Annotated in this window: 19 protein-coding genes; 9 read left to right on the top strand and 10 right to left on the bottom strand. The window is 69.0% G+C overall.

The genetic code is table 11. The features are described 5' to 3' along the window. The first annotated feature begins 2 nt into the window (after positions 1-2). Positions 3-398 (top strand): RidA family protein, encoded by a 396-nt coding sequence (locus AC0662_RS23215; RefSeq protein WP_452196233.1) that lies wholly within the window; start codon positions 3-5, stop codon positions 396-398. Beyond that, positions 395-946, top strand: coding sequence for a GrpB family protein (locus AC0662_RS23210; protein WP_478303130.1), 552 nt, complete (start codon positions 395-397; stop codon positions 944-946). Before AC0662_RS23215 ends, AC0662_RS23210 begins: the two co-directional genes overlap by 4 nt. On the opposite strand, the gene AC0662_RS23205 is transcribed toward AC0662_RS23210, so the two are convergent. Further along, entirely contained in the window at positions 885-2156 is a 1272-nt protein-coding gene (locus AC0662_RS23205) for an FAD-binding oxidoreductase (protein WP_478303128.1), read from the bottom strand. The genes AC0662_RS23210 and AC0662_RS23205 overlap by 62 nt on opposite strands. Positions 2157-2213: 57 nt before the next feature. Here AC0662_RS23205 and AC0662_RS23200 point away from each other — a divergent pair, with 57 nt between their 5' ends. Further along, entirely contained in the window at positions 2214-3194 is a 981-nt protein-coding gene (locus AC0662_RS23200; protein WP_478303126.1) for a helix-turn-helix transcriptional regulator, read from the top strand. On the opposite strand, the gene AC0662_RS23195 is transcribed toward AC0662_RS23200, so the two are convergent. Further along, the gene (locus tag AC0662_RS23195; RefSeq protein WP_452196237.1) at positions 3184-3585 is read right to left on the bottom strand and encodes a hypothetical protein; all 402 of its coding nucleotides are present in this window, start codon (positions 3583-3585) and stop codon (positions 3184-3186) included. The two genes, AC0662_RS23200 and AC0662_RS23195, sit on opposite strands and share 11 nt — an antisense overlap. Then, positions 3582-4079 (bottom strand): DoxX family protein, encoded by a 498-nt coding sequence (locus AC0662_RS23190; protein ID WP_452196238.1) that lies wholly within the window; start codon positions 4077-4079, stop codon positions 3582-3584. The genes AC0662_RS23195 and AC0662_RS23190 overlap by 4 nt, the downstream gene beginning before the upstream one ends. A gap of 83 nt (positions 4080-4162) precedes the next feature. Here AC0662_RS23190 and AC0662_RS23185 point away from each other — a divergent pair, with 83 nt between their 5' ends. After that, positions 4163-4795 (top strand): MerR family transcriptional regulator, encoded by a 633-nt coding sequence (locus AC0662_RS23185; protein WP_452196239.1) that lies wholly within the window; start codon positions 4163-4165, stop codon positions 4793-4795. 160 nt (positions 4796-4955) lie between these two features. Here AC0662_RS23185 and AC0662_RS23180 read toward each other — a convergent pair whose 3' ends face one another. Beyond that, a complete protein-coding gene (locus tag AC0662_RS23180) occupies positions 4956-5441 on the bottom strand; it encodes a MarR family winged helix-turn-helix transcriptional regulator (RefSeq protein WP_452196240.1) in 486 nt (161 codons plus the stop codon). Positions 5442-5550: 109 nt separating this feature from the next. Here AC0662_RS23180 and AC0662_RS23175 point away from each other — a divergent pair, with 109 nt between their 5' ends. Together AC0662_RS23175 and AC0662_RS23170 are read left to right on the top strand one after the other, a co-directional pair. Beyond that, the gene (locus AC0662_RS23175; protein WP_478303123.1) at positions 5551-6132 is read left to right on the top strand and encodes an NADPH-dependent FMN reductase; all 582 of its coding nucleotides are present in this window, start codon (positions 5551-5553) and stop codon (positions 6130-6132) included. After that, positions 6129-6506 carry a DoxX family protein gene (locus AC0662_RS23170; protein WP_452196242.1) on the top strand — a complete coding sequence of 126 codons (378 nt, stop codon included), beginning with the start codon at positions 6129-6131 and terminating at the stop codon, positions 6504-6506. Before AC0662_RS23175 ends, AC0662_RS23170 begins: the two co-directional genes overlap by 4 nt. A gap of 4 nt (positions 6507-6510) precedes the next feature. On the opposite strand, the gene AC0662_RS23165 is transcribed toward AC0662_RS23170, so the two are convergent. Next, a complete protein-coding gene (locus tag AC0662_RS23165) occupies positions 6511-7296 on the bottom strand; it encodes a helix-turn-helix domain-containing protein (RefSeq protein WP_452196243.1) in 786 nt (261 codons plus the stop codon). 126 nt (positions 7297-7422) lie between these two features. Between AC0662_RS23165 and AC0662_RS23160 the strand changes: the two genes are divergently transcribed. Beyond that, entirely contained in the window at positions 7423-8802 is a 1380-nt protein-coding gene (locus AC0662_RS23160) for an MFS transporter (protein WP_478303121.1), read from the top strand. Here the strand turns inward: AC0662_RS23160 and dnaB are convergent. Next, on the bottom strand, positions 8766-10619 hold the full coding sequence (dnaB, locus tag AC0662_RS23155; protein ID WP_478303119.1) for a replicative DNA helicase: 1854 nt from the start codon (positions 10617-10619) through the stop codon (positions 8766-8768). The two genes, AC0662_RS23160 and dnaB, sit on opposite strands and share 37 nt — an antisense overlap. Positions 10620-10968: 349 nt before the next feature. Here dnaB and AC0662_RS23150 point away from each other — a divergent pair, with 349 nt between their 5' ends. Both AC0662_RS23150 and AC0662_RS23145 read left to right on the top strand, forming a co-directional pair. Next, positions 10969-12291 carry an MATE family efflux transporter gene (locus AC0662_RS23150; RefSeq protein ID WP_478303117.1) on the top strand — a complete coding sequence of 441 codons (1323 nt, stop codon included), beginning with the start codon at positions 10969-10971 and terminating at the stop codon, positions 12289-12291. A gap of 43 nt (positions 12292-12334) precedes the next feature. Continuing rightward, positions 12335-13078 carry a hypothetical protein gene (locus AC0662_RS23145; RefSeq protein WP_478303115.1) on the top strand — a complete coding sequence of 248 codons (744 nt, stop codon included), beginning with the start codon at positions 12335-12337 and terminating at the stop codon, positions 13076-13078. Here AC0662_RS23145 and AC0662_RS23140 read toward each other — a convergent pair. Genes AC0662_RS23140 through AC0662_RS23125 form a run of 4 tightly spaced genes read right to left on the bottom strand, consistent with a single transcriptional unit; the run spans position 13075 to position 17255 of the window. Next, positions 13075-13425, bottom strand: coding sequence for a YrdB family protein (locus tag AC0662_RS23140; protein ID WP_478303113.1), 351 nt, complete (start codon positions 13423-13425; stop codon positions 13075-13077). The two genes, AC0662_RS23145 and AC0662_RS23140, sit on opposite strands and share 4 nt — an antisense overlap. Before the next feature lie 2 nt (positions 13426-13427). Further along, entirely contained in the window at positions 13428-13805 is a 378-nt protein-coding gene (locus tag AC0662_RS23135; protein WP_387768755.1) for a DUF4913 domain-containing protein, read from the bottom strand. After that, on the bottom strand, positions 13795-15639 hold the full coding sequence (locus tag AC0662_RS23130; RefSeq protein ID WP_478303110.1) for a type IV secretory system conjugative DNA transfer family protein: 1845 nt from the start codon (positions 15637-15639) through the stop codon (positions 13795-13797). The genes AC0662_RS23135 and AC0662_RS23130 overlap by 11 nt, the downstream gene beginning before the upstream one ends. Beyond that, positions 15639-17255: an ATP/GTP-binding protein gene (locus AC0662_RS23125; RefSeq protein WP_452196249.1), complete on the bottom strand. Its 1617-nt coding sequence runs from the start codon at positions 17253-17255 to the stop codon at positions 15639-15641. The genes AC0662_RS23130 and AC0662_RS23125 overlap by 1 nt, the downstream gene beginning before the upstream one ends. Positions 17256-17258 lie beyond the last annotated feature (3 nt).

Genomic DNA, 17258 nt, shown 5'->3' with positions numbered 1-17258 from the left:
ACGTGACGATCGAGCGAAGCAACCCCGACGGCTTGCATGCGACGCCTGGGTACCACCACGTTACCCGCGTGCAGGCGGACACGCTGGTGTACCTGGCCGGGCAGTGCCCGTTGCGGCCGACGGGTGAGCTGGCCGAGGGCGGACTCGAAGGACAGACCGCTCAGGTGATCACGAACATCCGGACCGCCCTCGAGGCGGCGGGCGCGACTCCTGAGCACGTCGTTCGCACGGTGATCTACGTCGCCAGTCCCGATCGCGAACACCTCTCCGCCGTGTGGACGCAGCTCAACGCGTCTCCCCTGGGCCCTGCCTTCACCACGGCCAGCACGCTGCTCGGTGTAGCCCAGCTCGGCTTCCCGGGGCAGCTCGTCGAGGTCGACGTGACGGCTGCGCTGTGATCGTCCCCGCCGAGGTTGTCGAATACGACCCACAGTGGCCCGCCTGGTTCGCGGCGATCCGGGCGCGACTCACGCCGTACCTCGGCGATCTGCCGCACGTCGTCGAGCATGTCGGCAGCACGGCCGTGCCCGGTCTCGCGGCGAAGCCGATCATCGACGTCGACGTCGTCGTTCCCGCCGCCGATCTGGTACCGACCGCGATCGAGCGGCTGACCGCGGCCGGCTACGCGCACGAGGGCAACCAAGGCATCCCGGGACGGGAAGCGTTCGCACTTCCGCCGGACGCGGTGCACTACCACCACCTGTACGTCGTTGTTGACGGCAACAAAGCGCACCAGGACCACGTCGTCCTGCGCGATCACCTACGAACGAACGCTGGCGATCGCGAGCGGTACGCCGATCGCAAACGCGAGCTCGCGCACCTGCTCACGACCGACCGCACCGCCTACGTCGAGGGCAAGGGTGCACTCGTCCAGGAACTGATCGCTAGAGCGAGTGGTTCGCCCAGAGCCGACGCTGCGGGTCGTACTTCTCCCGCAGGTCAGTGAGCCGTTCGTAGACACCGGCGTCGTACGCCTGCGCCATCTCCTCGCCCGTGAGCTTCCCGAAGCTGAAGTTGAGGAACCGGCCGACCGTCGACGAGCGCCACGGCTCGAGGATCCGCTGATCCACCGCACCGTCATCCGGTCTCAGAACAATCAGCGAGTACGCCGCCTCGCGGTGACCGACCGCATTCGGGATCTCGGGCTGCTTGCTGAGTGCACCACCCAGGTGGCGAATGCCGATCACGTGCGTCCTCGGCGCGCCTGGACCGGCGAGCTCGGGCAACGTCTCGAGCGCATCGAGGTCGCTCAGCAGAACGTTGCGTGAGCTGTAGCTGCCCGGGCGGTCGGGTTCGGCGAAGATCCGGCCGGAGTCGACGTACGCCAGCTCGCCCACGGTGTCGAGCGCCGGCGCACCGATCGCGCGCAGCGGCTTGATCAGCTCTTCACCGTTGTCACCAAGAATCGCGAGCTGCACCTGCGCGACGTACTTTCCGCGCAACGGCTCCGGGACCTGTGGGATGTTCGGAATCGGCAGGATCGCGATCGCCGACGTCACCTCGTCCGGGACGGTCAGGGTCCACTCCCGCCAGACCTCGGGCACCGACGGGTGCTCGACGAGGTCGAAGTACAGGCTGCCGCCGAAGAGGGTCGGCACGTCGAAGAGGTCGACCTCGATCCCCGTCACCACACCGAAGTTCCCGCCGCCACCGCGCAGGGCCCAGAACAGTTCCGGGTCGTCTTCGGCGTTCCGGCGTACGCCGTCCGGGGTCACCACCTCGATCCGGCGGACGTGGTCGGCGGCGTACCCGAACCGACGGGCCAGCAGACCGAGACCACCACCGAGCGTGTACGAGATCGCGCCCACCCCAGGCGCACTCCCGGACAACGGCGCGAGACCGTACGGCGCTGTTGCGGTCAGCACGTCCCGCCAGGTCGCCCCGGCCTCGATCCAGGCGGTCTTCCGTTCGGCGTCGACCGTCACGCCGTTGAACCCGCCGGTCGCGATCAGCACGCCGCCGTCGAGCCCTTCGTTCAGACCGTGACCGGACGCCTGCACCGCGATCGGGAGATCGTGGACGTTCGCATACTGCACGGCTTCCTCGATCTCGGCCGCGCTGGTGACCGGGAAGATCACCGCCGGCCGATGTGGGTCCCGCCGCTGGAACCCGAGCCGCGCCTCGTCGTACCCCGTGCTTGTCGTCGTGAGCATCATGAACATCACGCTAGAAGCCCTTGCGGACACATCTTGTCCGCAAGCAATGATGGGTGGATGAGCGCCCGCAAAGACATGCCCGGCCGGATGCTCCGGCTGCTCTCGCTGCTGCAGAGCCGTCGCGAGTGGTCCGGCCACGAGCTCGCCGACCGCCTCGGCGTCACCGAGCGCACGGTACGGCGGGACGTCGACCGGCTCCGGTCGCTCGACTACCCGGTCGCCGGTACGACCGGGACCGCGGGCGGCTACCGGCTCGGGTCCGGGACCCATCTACCGCCGCTGCAGCTGGACGACGACGAAGCGATCGCGGTCGCGGTCGGGCTGGTCGGCGCGGCCGGCGGCGGGGTCAGCGGGATGGCGGAGAGTTCGATGAGTGCACTCGCGAAGTTGGAGCAGGTGCTGCCCTCGCGACTCCGGCCGCAGCTCGCTGCCGTGAGTTCGTCAGCCGAGGCGATCCCGCGTCCCGAGATACCGCAGGTGGATCCGAGCGTGCTCGCGGTCCTCGCGCGGTGCTGCCGGAACCACGAGATCGTTGCCTTCGACTACCACGGCCGGGCCCGCGGTACGACGCGCCGGCGGGTGGAGCCGCATCAGCTGCTGACGCTGGCGTGGCGGTGGTACCTGCTCGCCTTCGATCCGGAGCGCGACGACTGGCGGATCTTCCGAGTCGACCGGATCCCCGGGGTGACACCGGTGCTGCACCGGTTCACGCCGCGGGTGCTGGACGGGCCGTCGTACCTGCGGGAGTCGTTCGTGTCGGCGGAGTACCAGCACTCGGTGCACCTGACGGTCGAGGCGCCGGCGTCCGCGGTCACCTCGACCTTCGAAGGCGTCGTCCGCGGCATCGTCGAGCCGCTCGGCCCGTCCTCCTGCACCGTCCGCTTCAGCGCCGACACCCCCGCGCTATTACTGACCCAGGTCGCCGCGGTCGCGGCCCTCGGGCCGTTCACCGTCGACCAGGCAACCCCGGAAACGTCCGCTCTCATCGCCGAGGTCGGCGAGCGTCTCCGCCAAGCTTTCAGCACTTTCAGGCGGTGATCAGGCCGATTCCCAAGGTCAGGACGCCGACGGCGAGAGATGCGGCGCCGAGCCAGAGGACCCAGAGGAACTGGTTCGGTCGGTTGCGGTCCTTACCGGCCGACGAGGCGAAGAAGCCACCGGACATCAGGATCGCCGCGGCCGGGATCGCGAGGCGGGCGACCCACAGCCAGAACCCGGTCAGGCCGGTCTGGTCGACGTACAACAGGCCGACCAGGCTGAGGATTACCAGGACACCGGCGTGGCCGTGACCGGCCCGGGCGAACGACTTCTGGAACTCGGTCATCGGCACCTGACCACGAACGATCTTGGTCATGAAGTAGCCGCCGAACTGGATCGTCACGATCGTCAGCAGGATGACGCCGGCGATGGTGCGGGATGCATCGGTCATGCGAACACGCGCTCCTTGGCTGGTGTGGTGATGGTTGCCGTCCGCGCGACCCAGAGCGCGACGGCGAGGTAGAGGATCTGCTCCGGGATGCGCTGCCACAGTGGGGTCGCCTCGCCGCCGGCGAACGGCACGTGGGCGACCGCGGCGTGAATGTTCGCGGGCAGCAGTCCGACGAACAGTGCGGCCAGTGCGTAGCCGGCCGGCTTGCGGGTCGCGGTGACGACCAGGCCGACCGCACCGAGCAGTTCGAGTACGCCGGTCAGGTAGACGAGCGCACCGGCGTACGGGAGGAACGGCGGCACCATCCGCACCATGTCGGCGTGGTTCGGCATCACCGTCACGCTCGCCGGGACGAAGTGCGCGCTCGCGGTGAACAGCAGCATCACCGCCATCGCGTGCGCCGCGCTCGCCGGCCAGGTCGCGAACCGCCGGACCCCGAGCGCACCCAGCGCCCGAAACCCGAGAGTCCCCAGGATCAGCACGACGGGGATCATCAGCACTGCCTCTCTAATAGATAGTTCAGGTATCCGTTTATGGATACTGATACTATCCATCACAGACAACAGGAAGGCAAGCGATGCGAATCGGGGAACTCAGCAAGGCCACCGACGTCCCGGTGCCGACGATCAAGTACTACCTGCGCGAGGGCCTGCTCCCGGCCGGCGAACTCAGCAGCCCGAACCAGGCGTCGTACGGCGAGACGCACATCCGCCGGCTGCGCCTCATCCGCGCGCTGATCGAACTCGCCCAGGTACCCGTCGCCACCGTGAAGGAGATCCTCGAGTCCTTGGATTCCGACACCGAACCGCTGCACGAGCAGATCGGCCGCGCACACCGCGCCCTCACCCCGACCCGCCGCCTGAACGCGACCGACGAGGCCCGGACCGCAGCCGCCACTCAGGTCACCGAGCTGATCGCGGAGCGCGGTTGGTCCGTCGATCCCGCGGCTCCCGCGCTGGCCACGCTCATCGACACCGTCGCCGCCCTACGCACCCTCGGCCAGGACAACCTCGTCGCCCACCTGGACACCTACGCCGACGCCGTCGAACGCTTCACTCAGGTCGAGATCGACGCGGTCACCGCAAACCCCACCCGCGACCAGCTGGCCGAGTCGGTGGTCATCGGCACCATCCTCGGCGAAACCCTGATCGCCTCGCTCCGCCTCCTCGCCCAAGAATCCATCTCAGCCGAACGCTGGCGGTCGCGCTAGTGTCCTGAGTCGGCGGTTCGGCGAGTGATTTCGGTGGTCAGGTGCGTGCATCGCGGTGCGTGGTCAGTGGCCTCGATGCGGAGCATCGTGGGCGCTGGGCACGTGCCGTGAGGTGCGTGCCTGGGCGCCGAAAGCGCCGTCGAACCGCCGACTCAGGACACTAGCAGTCGCCGAGGAGGCCTGGGAGGAGTTTGGCCATGGCCTTCTGGAGGGCGCGGCCTTCGGACTCGGTGAGCGGGTCGAACACCAGTTTGCGGACCAGCTCGACGTGCCCGGGCGCGGCCTTCACCAGTTCCGCGTAGCCCTCGGGCGTGAGGATCGCGTTCGTGAAGCGGCCGTCGTTCGGGTCGGGCTCGCGGCGGACCAGGCCGCGGTTCTCGAGGCGGCGGACCAGGTGGGACAGGCGGGAGAGCTCGGAGTTCGCCAGTACGGCGAGGCTGCTGAGCCGCATCGTGTGCTCGGGCTGATCCGAGAGGCCGGCGAGGACGTAGTACTCGAGGAAGCTCAGATTCGAATCGCGCTGGAGCTGCTCGCCGAGCGCGGTCGTCAGCAGCGCCATCGTGAGCTGCAGGGTCTTCCAGGTATCGAGCTCGTCGGCCTTCAGCCAGCGCGGCTCCACCGCCTCCCGCGCTGCCTCAGTGCCCATGGGTGCAGCATAGCCAGCGACGCAATGACTTGAACGTTCACGTCAACCGGCCTATGGTGGCCAGTGACATGAACTTTCAAGTCATCACTACCCTGAAGGAGTCGTCGCGATGAGCGACCTGAAGATCGCGGTCATCCTCGGCAGCACCCGCCCCGGGCGGAACGGCAAGGCAGTGGCCGACTGGGTGGTCGAGCAGGCCCAGCACCGGACCGGTGCGACGTACGAGCTGATCGACCTGCTGGACTACCCGCTGCCGCACCTGGACGAGTCGCTGCCCCCGTCGATCGGCCAGTACGCGGGTGAGCACACCAAGGCGTGGGCCGAGAAGATCGCGGCGTACGACGGGTATGTGTTCGTCACGCCGGAGTACAACCACTCGACGTCCGGCGTCCTGAAGAACGCCATCGACTACCTGTACGGCGAGTGGAACAACAAGGCGGCCGCATTCGTGGCGTACGGCTCGCTCGGCGGGTCGCGCGCGATCGAGCACCTGCGCGGGATCAGCGCCGAGCTGCAGATCGCCGACGTCCGTCAGCAGCTGTCGTTCTCGCTGTTCACCGACTTCGAGAACTTCAGCAAGTTCACCCCCGGCCGGCAGTACGTCGACCAGGCGGCCGTCCTGTTCGACCAGCTCGAGTCATGGGCCGGCGCCCTCAAACCGCTCCGCGACGCCCAGCCGCTCGCCGCATGAACGTCACCGTCTGGATCGTCTCCGGACTGCTCGCCGCGATGTTCCTGATGTCCGGCGTCATGAAGGTGCCCGCGACGAAGGCCTCGCTGGCCGGCAATCCCCGGATGGGGTGGGCAGCCCCGTTCCCGATCGAACTGATCAAGGTCATCGGCATCGCCGAGATCGCCGGCGCCATCGGCCTCATCCTCCCCCGCGTCGTCGACATCGCCCCCTGGCTCGTCCCCACCGCAGCCATCGGCCTCGCCGTCGTCATGCTCGGCGCGATCATCACCCACTCCCGCCGCGCGGAGTACTCCAGCGTCGCCATCAACGCCGTACTCCTGGCCCTGTCCGTCTTCGTCGCCGTCGAACGTCTGGGTTCCCAGCCGTTCTGACGACTCAGCTGCGCGGTGGGGTCAGCAGGCTGCGGACTCGCCGCGGTGTCTGTCCCAGCTCTCGGCGCATGCTGCGGGTCAGGTGCGCCTGGTCGCTGAAGCCGAGGGAGATCGCGAGGCCGGCGAGGTCGGTCTCGCCCTCGGCGAGCCGCTGCAGCGCCCGGCTCACCCGGACGCGGTTGCGGTATCGGCTGAGGCTCATCCCCGCATGGTGGTGGAACGTGCGACTCAGGTGCGACGGCGAGGTGTCCAGCGCCTCGGCGAGGGCGATCAGGCTGGAGCTGGTCGGCTCGTCCGCGAGGATCGCATCGCGCGCACGATCCGCGAGGTCGTAGCGTCCGGGCGCCGATCGGTCGTTTGGTTCGCGGCGCAGCGCGAGCCGGACCAGAGCGACGACCGCCTCGACGAATTCGAAGTCCGGGTCGGCATCGGCGCGCAACAGCATCCGGTGAGCCAACTCGAGCCGGGCGTCCACTCGAACAGCGGGCGTCCGGCTCGCGTCGATCCCCTCGGTCAGCTGCCCTTCCGGCAGTGCGATCGACGTACAGACGTCACCACCGGCCGGGTGCGAGAACCGGCTCTCCCGCCCAGGCGCCTCTAGGTAGCCGTTGGTCGGGTCAACGGTCATCCGCCGACCTTCTGAGGACACCTGGAACCGGCCGCGCCACACCAGGACCAGGTGTGCCTCGCTTGCCTGCTCGGGCGGCGACCAGCGGACATGGTCGTCGGTGCACTCGACCTGCCGGATCACGGCGTACGGACTCGCCGCCACTGTTCTGGTCCTGCGCACACTGTGGAATCTATCGGGGCGCACGGACAATTCGACCGCTGCCGGGATCCGCATATTCGTTCAAGACCGTCGCCAAGGGTTCGGCAGAGGCTTGAGCTTGTGAGAACCGCTGCGCACCGACGCTCAATGCTTGCCGTTCTGCTCGCCGGGCAGGCCATGGCGTCCATCGACGCCTCCATCGTCTCCGTGGCGGCGCAGACCATTCGCCGCGGTCTGCAGGCCACCGACGCCGAGATCCAACTGGTCGTGTCGGGCTACCTGCTGACCACTGGCGTCCTGTTCGTCACCTGTGCACGGATCGGGGACATCATCGGTCACCGGCGGGCGTTCCTGACCGGTCTCGGCTGGTTCACCGCGGCGTCGCTGCTATGCGGAATCTCGGTGAGTCCGTCGATGCTGATCGCGTCCCGCATCGCTCAGGCCGTCGGGGCCGCCTTGCTGACTCCACAGGTCTTCTCGCTCATCCATCTCCAGTGGGAAGGGGCCTCGCGGCGCAGAGCCATCGGTCTGTACAGCATGGTGCTCGCGCTGGGCGTCGCGCTCGGCCAGATCTGCGGCGGGCTCATCGCAGGTTCCGACTTGCTCGGTCTTTCCTGGCGGCCGGTGTTCCTGATCAACGTCCCGATCGGCGTCGTCGTACTCGCCGTCGGTGTGCGGCGACTCCCCCGCTCCCCGCGAGGCGAGCCGGAGCGCCTGGATCTTGCCGGAGTGGGGCTCCTGACCGCGGCCATGACTGCGATCACACTCCCCCTGATCTTCGGCGGAGCTCACGGCTGGCCCACGTGGACCTGGCTCCTGGTGGCCGGCGGTGGCCTGCTGCTGGGCATCTTCGGCCGCTACGAAGCCAGGGCTCCGCATCCGGTCCTCGATCTCGCGGCACTGAAGCGGAGAGATCTGCAGTTCGGGCTCGTGGCCTGCTGCATCGTGATGGGCTGCTACACCGTCTTCCTGCTGACGCTGACTCTGCATCTGCAGTCGTACCTCGGCTACACGCCACTGCAGGCCGGGCTCGCCTTCATCCCTTACACCATCGGCTTCGGCGTGGTCAGTCTCAGCTGGAGCGCTTGCCCGCGATGGGTGCGTCGCGCCCTGCCGATCGTCGGCCCGCTGGTCTACGCGACCGGGATGTTCGTGCTGGTGCTCGTCTCTCGTGCGGGGTGGAACCCGCTCGGTTCCACGGCCCTCCTGCTGGCCGCCGGCGCCGGACACGCCGCCGGATACAGCCCGCTGATCGCACAGATCACGTCGCGGGTGGAACCGGCACTCGCGTCGGCCGTCTCCGCGCTGAATTCGACCGGCCCGGTGCTCGCCGAGGTCGTGGCCGTTGCTGGCCTCGGCAGCCTCTACTTCGCCGCGCCGACCTCCGCCGACGGCCTTCTCCGACTGGCGGTAGCGGTCGCCGTACTACTCGTCGTCGCAGCAGTCTGCGCAACCCTCGCGATCCTCGTCCACATCCGCCAGGACACTCGTCAGCCGTCGTGGGCCATGTCGACGAAGCGGGAGTAGTGGCCCTGGAACGCGACGACCACGTCGGCGGTGGGGCCGTTACGGTGCTTGGCCACGATGAAGTCCGCTTCACCCGGCCGCGTCGACTCCCGCTCGTAGGCGTCCTCGCGGTGCAACAGAAGGACGACGTCCGCGTCCTGTTCTAGTGATCCCGATTCGCGGAGGTCGGAGGCCATGGGGCGTTTGTCGGAGCGTTGTTCGGAGCCTCGGTTGAGCTGACAGATGGCTACGACCGGGAGCTCGAGTTCCTTGGCGAGGAGCTTGATCGAACGGGAGAACTCGGAGACTTCCAGCTGGCGGGACTCGACCTTCTTGCCGGACGTCATCAGCTGGAGGTAGTCGATGACGATCAGCTTCAGGTCGTGGCGCTGCTTGAGGCGGCGGGCCTTGGCGCGGATCTCCATCATCGTCAGGTTCGGCGAGTCGTCGATGAAGAGCGGGGCCTCGGAGACCTCGCCCATCTTGCGGGCCAGCCGGGCCCAGTCCTCGTCGGTCATCTTGCCGTTGCGCATGTGGTGCAGCGGCACCTTCGCCTCGGCGGAGAGCAGACGCATGGTGATCTCGTTACGGCTCATCTCCAGCGAGAAGATGCACGAGGTCAGGCCGTGCTTGATCGAGCAGGAGCGGGCGAAGTCCAGACCCAGGGTGGAGTTGTGGGTCGGGATCATCGTCTTGCCGGCCAGGTACAGATGCTCGGCGTTGTCGACCTCGACGCAGCGCACCGGCACGCTGTCCACCGAGTCGACCCACTCGAGGCGGCGCTCGCCTTCGCCGTGCAGCGCGGCCGGGAAGCCGTGGCCGGTGATCTGCCGGGGCGCCGACCCGGGGATCGACGGTGTCAGCCCGGGACTCGCCGACATCGCCGTGTACAGGTCGGCGGTCGTGCAGACCACCGGTCGGCCGCCGTCCTCGACGCGCCACTGGTGCTCGGCGTCGGCGACGATCGTGCTGCCGTCGGAGAACGACAGCCGGAAGCAGGGCCGGTCGACCATCACCTCGGTCGCCGCGACCACCGTGGTCGGCAGGCCGTCGGCGTCCAGCAGCAGGTCGCCGATCGCGACCTCGGCCATCGTCGTCCAGCCGGTCGGCGTCGGCAGCGGGGTGTCGAGCGCGAGCGCCTTACCCATCGCGGGGCGCGCGGCGACGATGATCATCTGGCCGGGGTGCAGGCCGTTGGTCAGCTCGTCGAGGTCGGTGAAGCCGGTCGGTACGCCGACCATCGCGTCACCGCGGGAGTCGATCGCCTCGATCTCGTCGAGGGCGCCCTCCATGATGTCCTTCAGCGGGGCGTAGTCCTCGGTCGTCCGCTTCTCGGTGACCGAGTAGATCTCCGCCTGCGCCTCGTCGACGACATCGTCGACCTCGCCCTCACCGGCGTACCCCAGCTGGACGATCTTGGTGCCGGCCTCGACGAGCCGGCGGAGGATCGCCTTCTCGCGGACGATGTGCGAGTAGTAGCTGGCGTTGGCGGCCAGCGGGACCGACGCGACCAGGGTGTGCACGTACGGCGCGCCGCCGATCCGGGCCATGTCGCCGCGCTTGGTCAGCTCGGCCGCGACGGTGATCGCGTCGGCCGGCTCGCCCCGCGCATACAGGTCCGTGATCGCGTCGAAGACGGACTCGTGCGCCGGCCGGTAGAAGTCCGTGCCGCGCAGGGTCTCGATCACGTCGGCGATCGCATCCTTGCTCAGCATCATCGCGCCGAGCACGCACTGCTCGGCCGCCAGATCCTGGGGAGGGGTGCGGTCGAAGCCCATCGCCGGACTGCGCTCTTCGCGACCGTCGTCCTGGCCCCCGCGGAACTCCGCCACGCTCACTTCGCCCGACCTCCTCGTCGCCACCGCCCGGCCGCGCGCCGGGTTCGAACACCTGCTCGAACCATAACCACGCCATCCGACAGTTTCGGCGCTGCTCCCGGCACCAGCCTCGCGACCGTACGCCGGTCCCGTCACCGATAGCCACTCAGTCGTCCACAGGGGGTGTGGAAGAACCGTGGATAACCCCGGGAAGGGCTGTGCACAGGTTGGGCACAACCCTGTGGATATCTGTGGGCAAGTACTCACAACCTGGCTCTGACCTGCGGTTTCACCAGTGCACAACTGTGGAGGAGAGAAAGTCTGAGACGAATTTCGGAAGCCGGGGTCAGGCGTGGGTAACCTCGCTCCGGTGAGACGCAGACGGTGGGTGGGTGAACAGGATCGGGAGATCCTCCGACTGGCCGTCCCGGCGTTCTTCGCGCTGGTGTCCGAGCCGCTGATGCTGCTCGCCGACTCCGCGATCGTCGGCCACCTGGGTACGCCGCAACTCGCCGCGCTCGGCGTCGCGGGCACCATCCTGCAGACCCTCGTCGGCATCTGCGTTTTCCTCGCGTACGGGACCACGTCGTCGGTCGCCCGCCGGATCGGCGCCGGCGATCACAAGGGTGCGCTGGCGCAGGGCATCGACGGCTTGTGGCTGGCGCTGCTGCTCGGCGTCGTACTGGCGCTGCTCGGGCTGGTGCTCGCACCGCAGGCGATCGCGGCGTTCGACCCGTCGCCCGAAGTCGCCGACTACGCGGTGACGTACCTGCGGATCTCCTGCTTCGGCATCCCCTCGATGCTCCTCCTGCTCGCCGCCACCGGCGTACTGCGCGGCCTGCAGGACACCAAGACCCCGATGGTCGTCGCGATCACGGCCAACCTCGCGAACATCGCGCTGAACGTCCTCCTGGTGTACGGCCTGCACCTCAACATCGCCGGCTCGGCCCTCGGGACCGCGCTCGCCCAGACCGGAGCGGGCATCGCGCTGGTTGTGGTGGTCGTCCGCGGCGCCCGGCGCGACGGGGCGAAACTGCGACCCGACCGGCCCGGCATCCTGGCGTCCGCGCAGATGGGTGTCCCGCTGATCGTCCGGACGCTCACGCTGCGCGCCGCGATCATCCTGCTGACCTTCGTCGCGACCGCCCTCGGTACGACGTCGGTCGCGGCGCACCAGGTCGCGTTCACGCTCTGGTCCTTCCTCGCGCTCGCCCTGGACGCGATCGCGATCGCCGCGCAGGCACTCACCGGGCGGGCCCTCGGCGCGGGTGACGTCGCGGGAACCCGGGCGATCACCCGCCGGATGATGTGGTGGGGCCTGTTCTCCGGGGTGATCGGTGGTCTGGCGCTCTGGGGGCTGCGCGACCTCTACGTCCCGTGGTTCACCACCGATCCCGAGGTACGGCGTACGCTCGCGGCCGTCCTGATCGTGTCGGCGCTGTGGCAACCGATCAACGGGGTCGTGTTCGTGCTGGACGGCGTACTGATCGGGGCCGGGGACGGGCGGTACCTGGCGCTCGCGGGGGTCGTGGCGCTCGCGCTGTACGTGCCGCTCGCGTTGGCGGTGTTGTGGCTCGGTGGCGGGATCGTGGCGTTGTGGTGGGCGTTCGGCGGCTACATGCTGCTGCGCTTCCTCACCCTCACCCTCCGGGAGCGCCGCGACGACTGGCTGGTCACCGGAGCTACCCGCTGACCCTGCGGTACGGCATCGTGTTGCGGGAGGAAAGGAGCGGGGCATGCCCGACACCGACGACGGCACGTCCGAGTCGCTCGAGCTCGACCAGCGCGAGCAGGGCGACGACGACACCGAGGCCGCCAGCCAGCGCCGAGCCACCAGACTGCGTACCGAGGCAGCCAACTCCCCGACCCACGACCTCGCCGAGGACGACGCCGCCGAGCGCCGCGCCGAGGAAGAGGTGCAGGCCCGTCACGACGCCGAGGACGAGGTGGCGCGTGCCGAGCAGCTGGACCTGGACGCGGCGGATGAGCAGGCGCGAGAAGAACTCCGCAACCGGACCGACGTGGTCGAGGCCCGGCGCGCCCGGGAGATCGCCTTCGCCGACGACGCGGCGGCGACGGCCGATCGGTATCGCGGCCTCGCGGCGAGTGGGCACCAGCGAGAGCTCGACCTGCAGGCCCGCGGGCAGCACAAGCAGGACGAGGCCGCCGTCAACCCGGACGCGCGTGGAGCCGCCGAACTCGGCGCCGAGGGGCGCCGTAACGTGCGCGCCAGCCAGCTCGAGGGCTACCAGGTGAACGCCGACATCGACGCCGCGCGCGCGTACGACGACCGGGCGGAACAGCACCGGGCGAACGCCCGCGAGGAGCAGGCACCCGCCGCCGGCGCGGTGCGCAACCGACCGCAGGAAGCTCCGGAGGCGCAGGCTCCGCAGGACAGCCTGCATCGCCGCGACCTGGCGCGCACCCCGCAGCAGAAGAAGAAGGCGCAGCAGCGGGTGAACATCGACCTCGACCTCTAGGTCGAGGGTAGGTTCGCGTCCAGTTTCTGGAGCTGGATGATCAGCAGGTTCGCGGCGACCACAGCGACGAAGACGACGCCGAGTAGCGGGTGGCCCAGGCTCCACAGGGCGGCGCCCGCCAGGCCGAAGACGAGGACCTTCACGGTCCAGCGCAGTACGGGCGTCGTGCGCTTGGCGGTGGGCGCCGCGAACAGGGCCCAGACGATCGCGGTCACCAGCGGGAGCCCGAGCACGAGCAGCCACCGGGTGACCGTCGTACCGCCGGTGGCCCAGCCCCACCAGGCGAAGATGCCGAGGGCAACCAGCTCGGCGGCGAAAGCGACGAGAAGGTTGCCCCACCTCCACATCGTCAGACGCTACGAATGTTCGGTTGGCGCTGGTCGAAGAACAGGCCTGCCGGCGGCTCCTGGACCGGGAGCGGCGGGATCGGGTAGTCCGTGTGCTGGTTGTTCCGGCAGGCGGCGAACGGGCCGTCCGGGTCCAGCAGCGACATCATGTGCGGGTCCGCGTGGTCGCGCCACCAGACCGACATACCGGTCGCGGGGTCGAGCCGCAGGTGCTCCCACGCGCGCCAGATCGAGTCCAGCCGGCTGAGCGCCTCCGCGTGCCGGTACCACTCGGGGCACCAGATGAACTGCTGCCCGAGCCGCCGGGTGTAGAGGTAGATCAGCCGGTCCTCGACGAACGCCGCGACGTGTGGGTAGAAGAGCTCCTGTTCACCATCCACCGCGGTTGTCTCCCTCGTTCTGCTCCCAGACCGGTCGGTCCGGACCACGCTGCGGCGCGGGCGCTTGCTGACCGCTGCCTGCCGCCACCCACGGGTTGTTGCTCGCCGGGCCGCTCGACGACGCTCCGGGATCGTACTTCGCCAGCGACGCCTTCACGACACCGGCGTCCGGCCGGGTGAACCACGGGACGGTCTTCACCAGCGTCGCCGGGATACCGGACGGGAACACCACCGCGCGCCCGGGCGGCATCGAGGCGAGGTCGGAGACCTCCATGATGTTGTGCCGCTGGACCTGCTGGCTGGTGCCGCGCTTGCCCTCGTTGTACGACACCGAGTTCGAGCTGATGTCGTAGTCGCCGATCATCTTGCTCAGGTTCTCCAGGAAGGACGCGTCGGCCGCGCCACCGCCGTACACCCGGATGTTCGCCGAACCCCACAGCTTCTGCATGCCGTGGTCGCCCCAGCACTCCTGGCCCTGCGCCCACGACTGCAGGATCGTCATCAGCACGATGCCGCGGGAACCGAAGTGCGAGTACAGGTCGGGGAGGTTCTTCCACCGGCACACGTTGGCGGCCTCGTCGAGTACGCCGACCAGCGGGCTCGGCATCCGGCCCATCGGGCAACCGCGCGCGTACTGCTCGGCCGCTTCCACGACCGCCACCGTGAGGGCGGTGACCAGCGGGCCGGCCGTACCGGCGCCTTCCTTGGAGAGGCTGTACAGGGTGCCGCCCTGGCGGACGAACTCGTGCGGGTTGAACTGAGGCCGGTTGTCGTTCTGCCCGTTCGGGATGACCCAGCGGGTGACCTTGCGGTTGACCAGGAACTGCGCGCTCTGCTGCGCCGTACCGTAGACGCCCGCGCGCTGCTTGTCGGGGGCGTTGATGACACCGGACAGCGCATCCGCCGACAGCTGCAGACCGGGGGTGTTGCGCAGGATCCGCTCCGGCTCGTCGTTGCGCTGGTCGGCCAGCCAGGAATACACCTGGGTGATCGGCCGCTTGGCGACCGCCGCGGCGAGCAGCAGACCGGCGAGCAGGTCGGTACCGGCGGCGTCGAAGAACGCGTCGGTCTGGGCGCCCACCTGGCGTTGCGAGGCGACGAAGTGCTCGGCCAGTTCACGCGCCTTGGTCTCGTCGGTGATGTAGCTGAGCGGGTTCCACCACCAGGTGTTCGGCTCCTCGCAGACCTCCTGCGGGTCGAACACCCAGACCGGGCCCTTGTCCGAGCGCGGCCCGCGGGTCGCGTCGACGATGTCCCGCTTGTTCGAGGTGGCGATCACGCAGCCGGGCGCGTCCAGGATCGCCGGCACCGCGCGCGACGTGGTCTTACCGGTACGGGGACCCCAGATGTCGACGTGCATGTCTTCCCAGTTGCCGAAGACCTCGAGGTTGTCCCGGACGGTCCGGCCGATCAGGATGCCCGGGCCCGCGTGGCCGGCGCCGAGCGAGTTCGCCTTCTCCTGCGCGCCCTCGCGGGTCAGCTTGTAGATCTCGGACCGCTTCGACATCAGCTGCGCCTGCCGGTCGACGCGACCGACCGACGCCTGCCGGTTCCGGAAGTACCAGAAGCCGGTGCCGACCAGACCGAACAGCACGACCAGCTCGAGGATCAGGACGCCGGTGGCCGCGCCGGACCAGGCGATGTGCCCCTTGATCAGGTCGACGATCGCGTTGAACGGGTTCCCGCCCACGATGGTGCCGTTGATCGCCGCTGCGACCTTCAGTGCGCCGAAGAGGGAGAACACCACCAGCGCGAGCACACCGACGGCGGCGAAGATCATGATCGACTCGGGCGACAGGCCGCCCGGTCCGGTGCTCTTCCTGCCCTGGGCCATTACTCGTCAACTCCCGTTTTGGCGACCACGCGAGTGGTCGGGTCGGGTGGCGGCAGCAGTGCCGGGTCGTCCAGGCTGTACTCGCCGACGACGGCCTCGGTGCCGTCCGGTGCGACCTCCACCTTCAGCGGCTTGCCGTCCTCGCCGGTCTTCCACAGCTTGTTGGTGTCGTTGATCTCGCGCTCGACCGTGGTCAGGCTGACGTGCACCGGGATGCCCGGGCGGCCACCGACCTTGATCAGGAAGTTGCCTCGGCCCGGAGGTGCGGCCTCCTTGCCGGTGGCCGGGTCCCACGCGGGCGGGTCCTGCCAGCCGATGAGCATGTTCTGCTCCTCGCCGGACATCGGGACGACCTCGTTCAGGTTCTCCATCTCGGCCCGCGGCAGACCGCCGAGGACCACCATGCCGGACCGCTCGACGAACCCCTTCGCCTTCATCCGGTCCTCGGGGTTCTGCAGCGCCAGCAGGTCGGACATGGTGTGCGAGATCATCGCCATCCCGACACCACGCTGCCGGTTCAGACGGGTCAGCGCGTCGACCCGGTCGACCAGGCCGCTACCGGCCCGGAGCACCCGCCACAGCTCGTCGAGGATGACGAAGTAGTGCCGGCGCGGCTCGAGGCCGGCGTCTGCCAGCGCCTGCGAGACCGCGACCGCGCCGAACCCGTACGACCAACAGGCCAGCAGTACGGCGGCCTGCAGGCTGGTCTCGGAGTCGTCGATGTTGGACACGTCGAAGACGACCGGCCGGTCCAGCTGCATCGGGTTGTCGGTCTGCTCGGAGAAGATCTCACCGAGCCGGCCACCACCGACCAGACCGATCAGCGACGCCTCGAGTCCCTCGGTGATCTGCCGGTACCGGTCCAGGCTGCCGCGGTCCAGGGCCACGTTGCGGACCCGATCCGGAGCGTCCTGGACGACCTGGAGCAGGTCGCGAAGGACCGGCGTACCTTGGAACCGCTCGTCGAGGACCTTGAGCGCCTCGTCGAGGATGGTCTCCTCGCGGTCGTTCGGCGGTGCGGACCGCATGATCGAGATCAGCGCCGAGACCATCGTCTGCCGGCGGCCGTGCGCGTCGGCCTGGATCGCCTCGCGCGCCTTGCCGGTGAGCCGCAGCGCCGCCTCCCGGGACTCGCCCGGGTCGAGCACGTTCAGGTGCCCACGGCCACGACCGAGCTGGATGACCTGGCCGCCGAGGGCCTCGATCAGATCCTTGTAGTCGGGCTTCAGGTCGCCGAGGACCAGCGGCATCACGCCGTACCCTGCCAGGCCGAGGGCCATCCGCCGGGTGATCGTCGACTTGCCCAGACCCGGCTTGCCGAGCACGAACATCGACGGGTTCGAGATCAGCTTGGCCCGCATGAACCAGCTGATCGGGTCGCAGCACATGGTCGCGCCGGACAGGATGTTCCGTCCGATCGGTACACCGACCATCGGGCTGCCGGTGCCGGCCGAGAACGGCCACATCCCGCAGACCTGGACCGTCGTACCGCGCCACTCCTGCGGCGCCTGCAGGTACGTCGAGTAGCCGCCACCCGGGCCGGGCCAGCCACGCGGCATCGGCCGCTTGCCCCGGCGAGTCGGGTCGACGGGCTTCTTCTGCTTCTTCTGGCTCACTGT

Source organism: Kribbella sp. NPDC043289 (genome assembly GCF_056436705.1).
This window is presented reverse-complemented; position numbering and strand designations above follow the sequence as displayed.

Bases quoted from the DNA above. Each gene is read 5' to 3' on its own strand.
- AC0662_RS23205 (WP_478303128.1), bottom strand. From the start codon at position 2,156: ATGATGCTCACGACGACAAGCACGGGGTACGACGAGGCGCGGCTCGGG.
- AC0662_RS23200 (WP_478303126.1), top strand. From the start codon at position 2,214: ATGAGCGCCCGCAAAGACATGCCCGGCCGGATGCTCCGGCTGCTCTCG.
- AC0662_RS23195 (WP_452196237.1), bottom strand. From the start codon at position 3,585: ATGACCGATGCATCCCGCACCATCGCCGGCGTCATCCTGCTGACGATC.
- AC0662_RS23190 (WP_452196238.1), bottom strand. From the start codon at position 4,079: ATGATCCCCGTCGTGCTGATCCTGGGGACTCTCGGGTTTCGGGCGCTG.
- AC0662_RS23185 (WP_452196239.1), top strand. From the start codon at position 4,163: ATGCGAATCGGGGAACTCAGCAAGGCCACCGACGTCCCGGTGCCGACG.
- AC0662_RS23180 (WP_452196240.1), bottom strand. From the start codon at position 5,441: ATGGGCACTGAGGCAGCGCGGGAGGCGGTGGAGCCGCGCTGGCTGAAG.
- AC0662_RS23175 (WP_478303123.1), top strand. From the start codon at position 5,551: ATGAGCGACCTGAAGATCGCGGTCATCCTCGGCAGCACCCGCCCCGGG.
- AC0662_RS23170 (WP_452196242.1), top strand. From the start codon at position 6,129: ATGAACGTCACCGTCTGGATCGTCTCCGGACTGCTCGCCGCGATGTTC.
- AC0662_RS23160 (WP_478303121.1), top strand. From the start codon at position 7,423: ATGCTTGCCGTTCTGCTCGCCGGGCAGGCCATGGCGTCCATCGACGCC.
- AC0662_RS23145 (WP_478303115.1), top strand. From the start codon at position 12,335: ATGCCCGACACCGACGACGGCACGTCCGAGTCGCTCGAGCTCGACCAG.
- AC0662_RS23140 (WP_478303113.1), bottom strand. From the start codon at position 13,425: ATGTGGAGGTGGGGCAACCTTCTCGTCGCTTTCGCCGCCGAGCTGGTT.
- AC0662_RS23130 (WP_478303110.1), bottom strand. From the start codon at position 15,639: ATGGCCCAGGGCAGGAAGAGCACCGGACCGGGCGGCCTGTCGCCCGAG.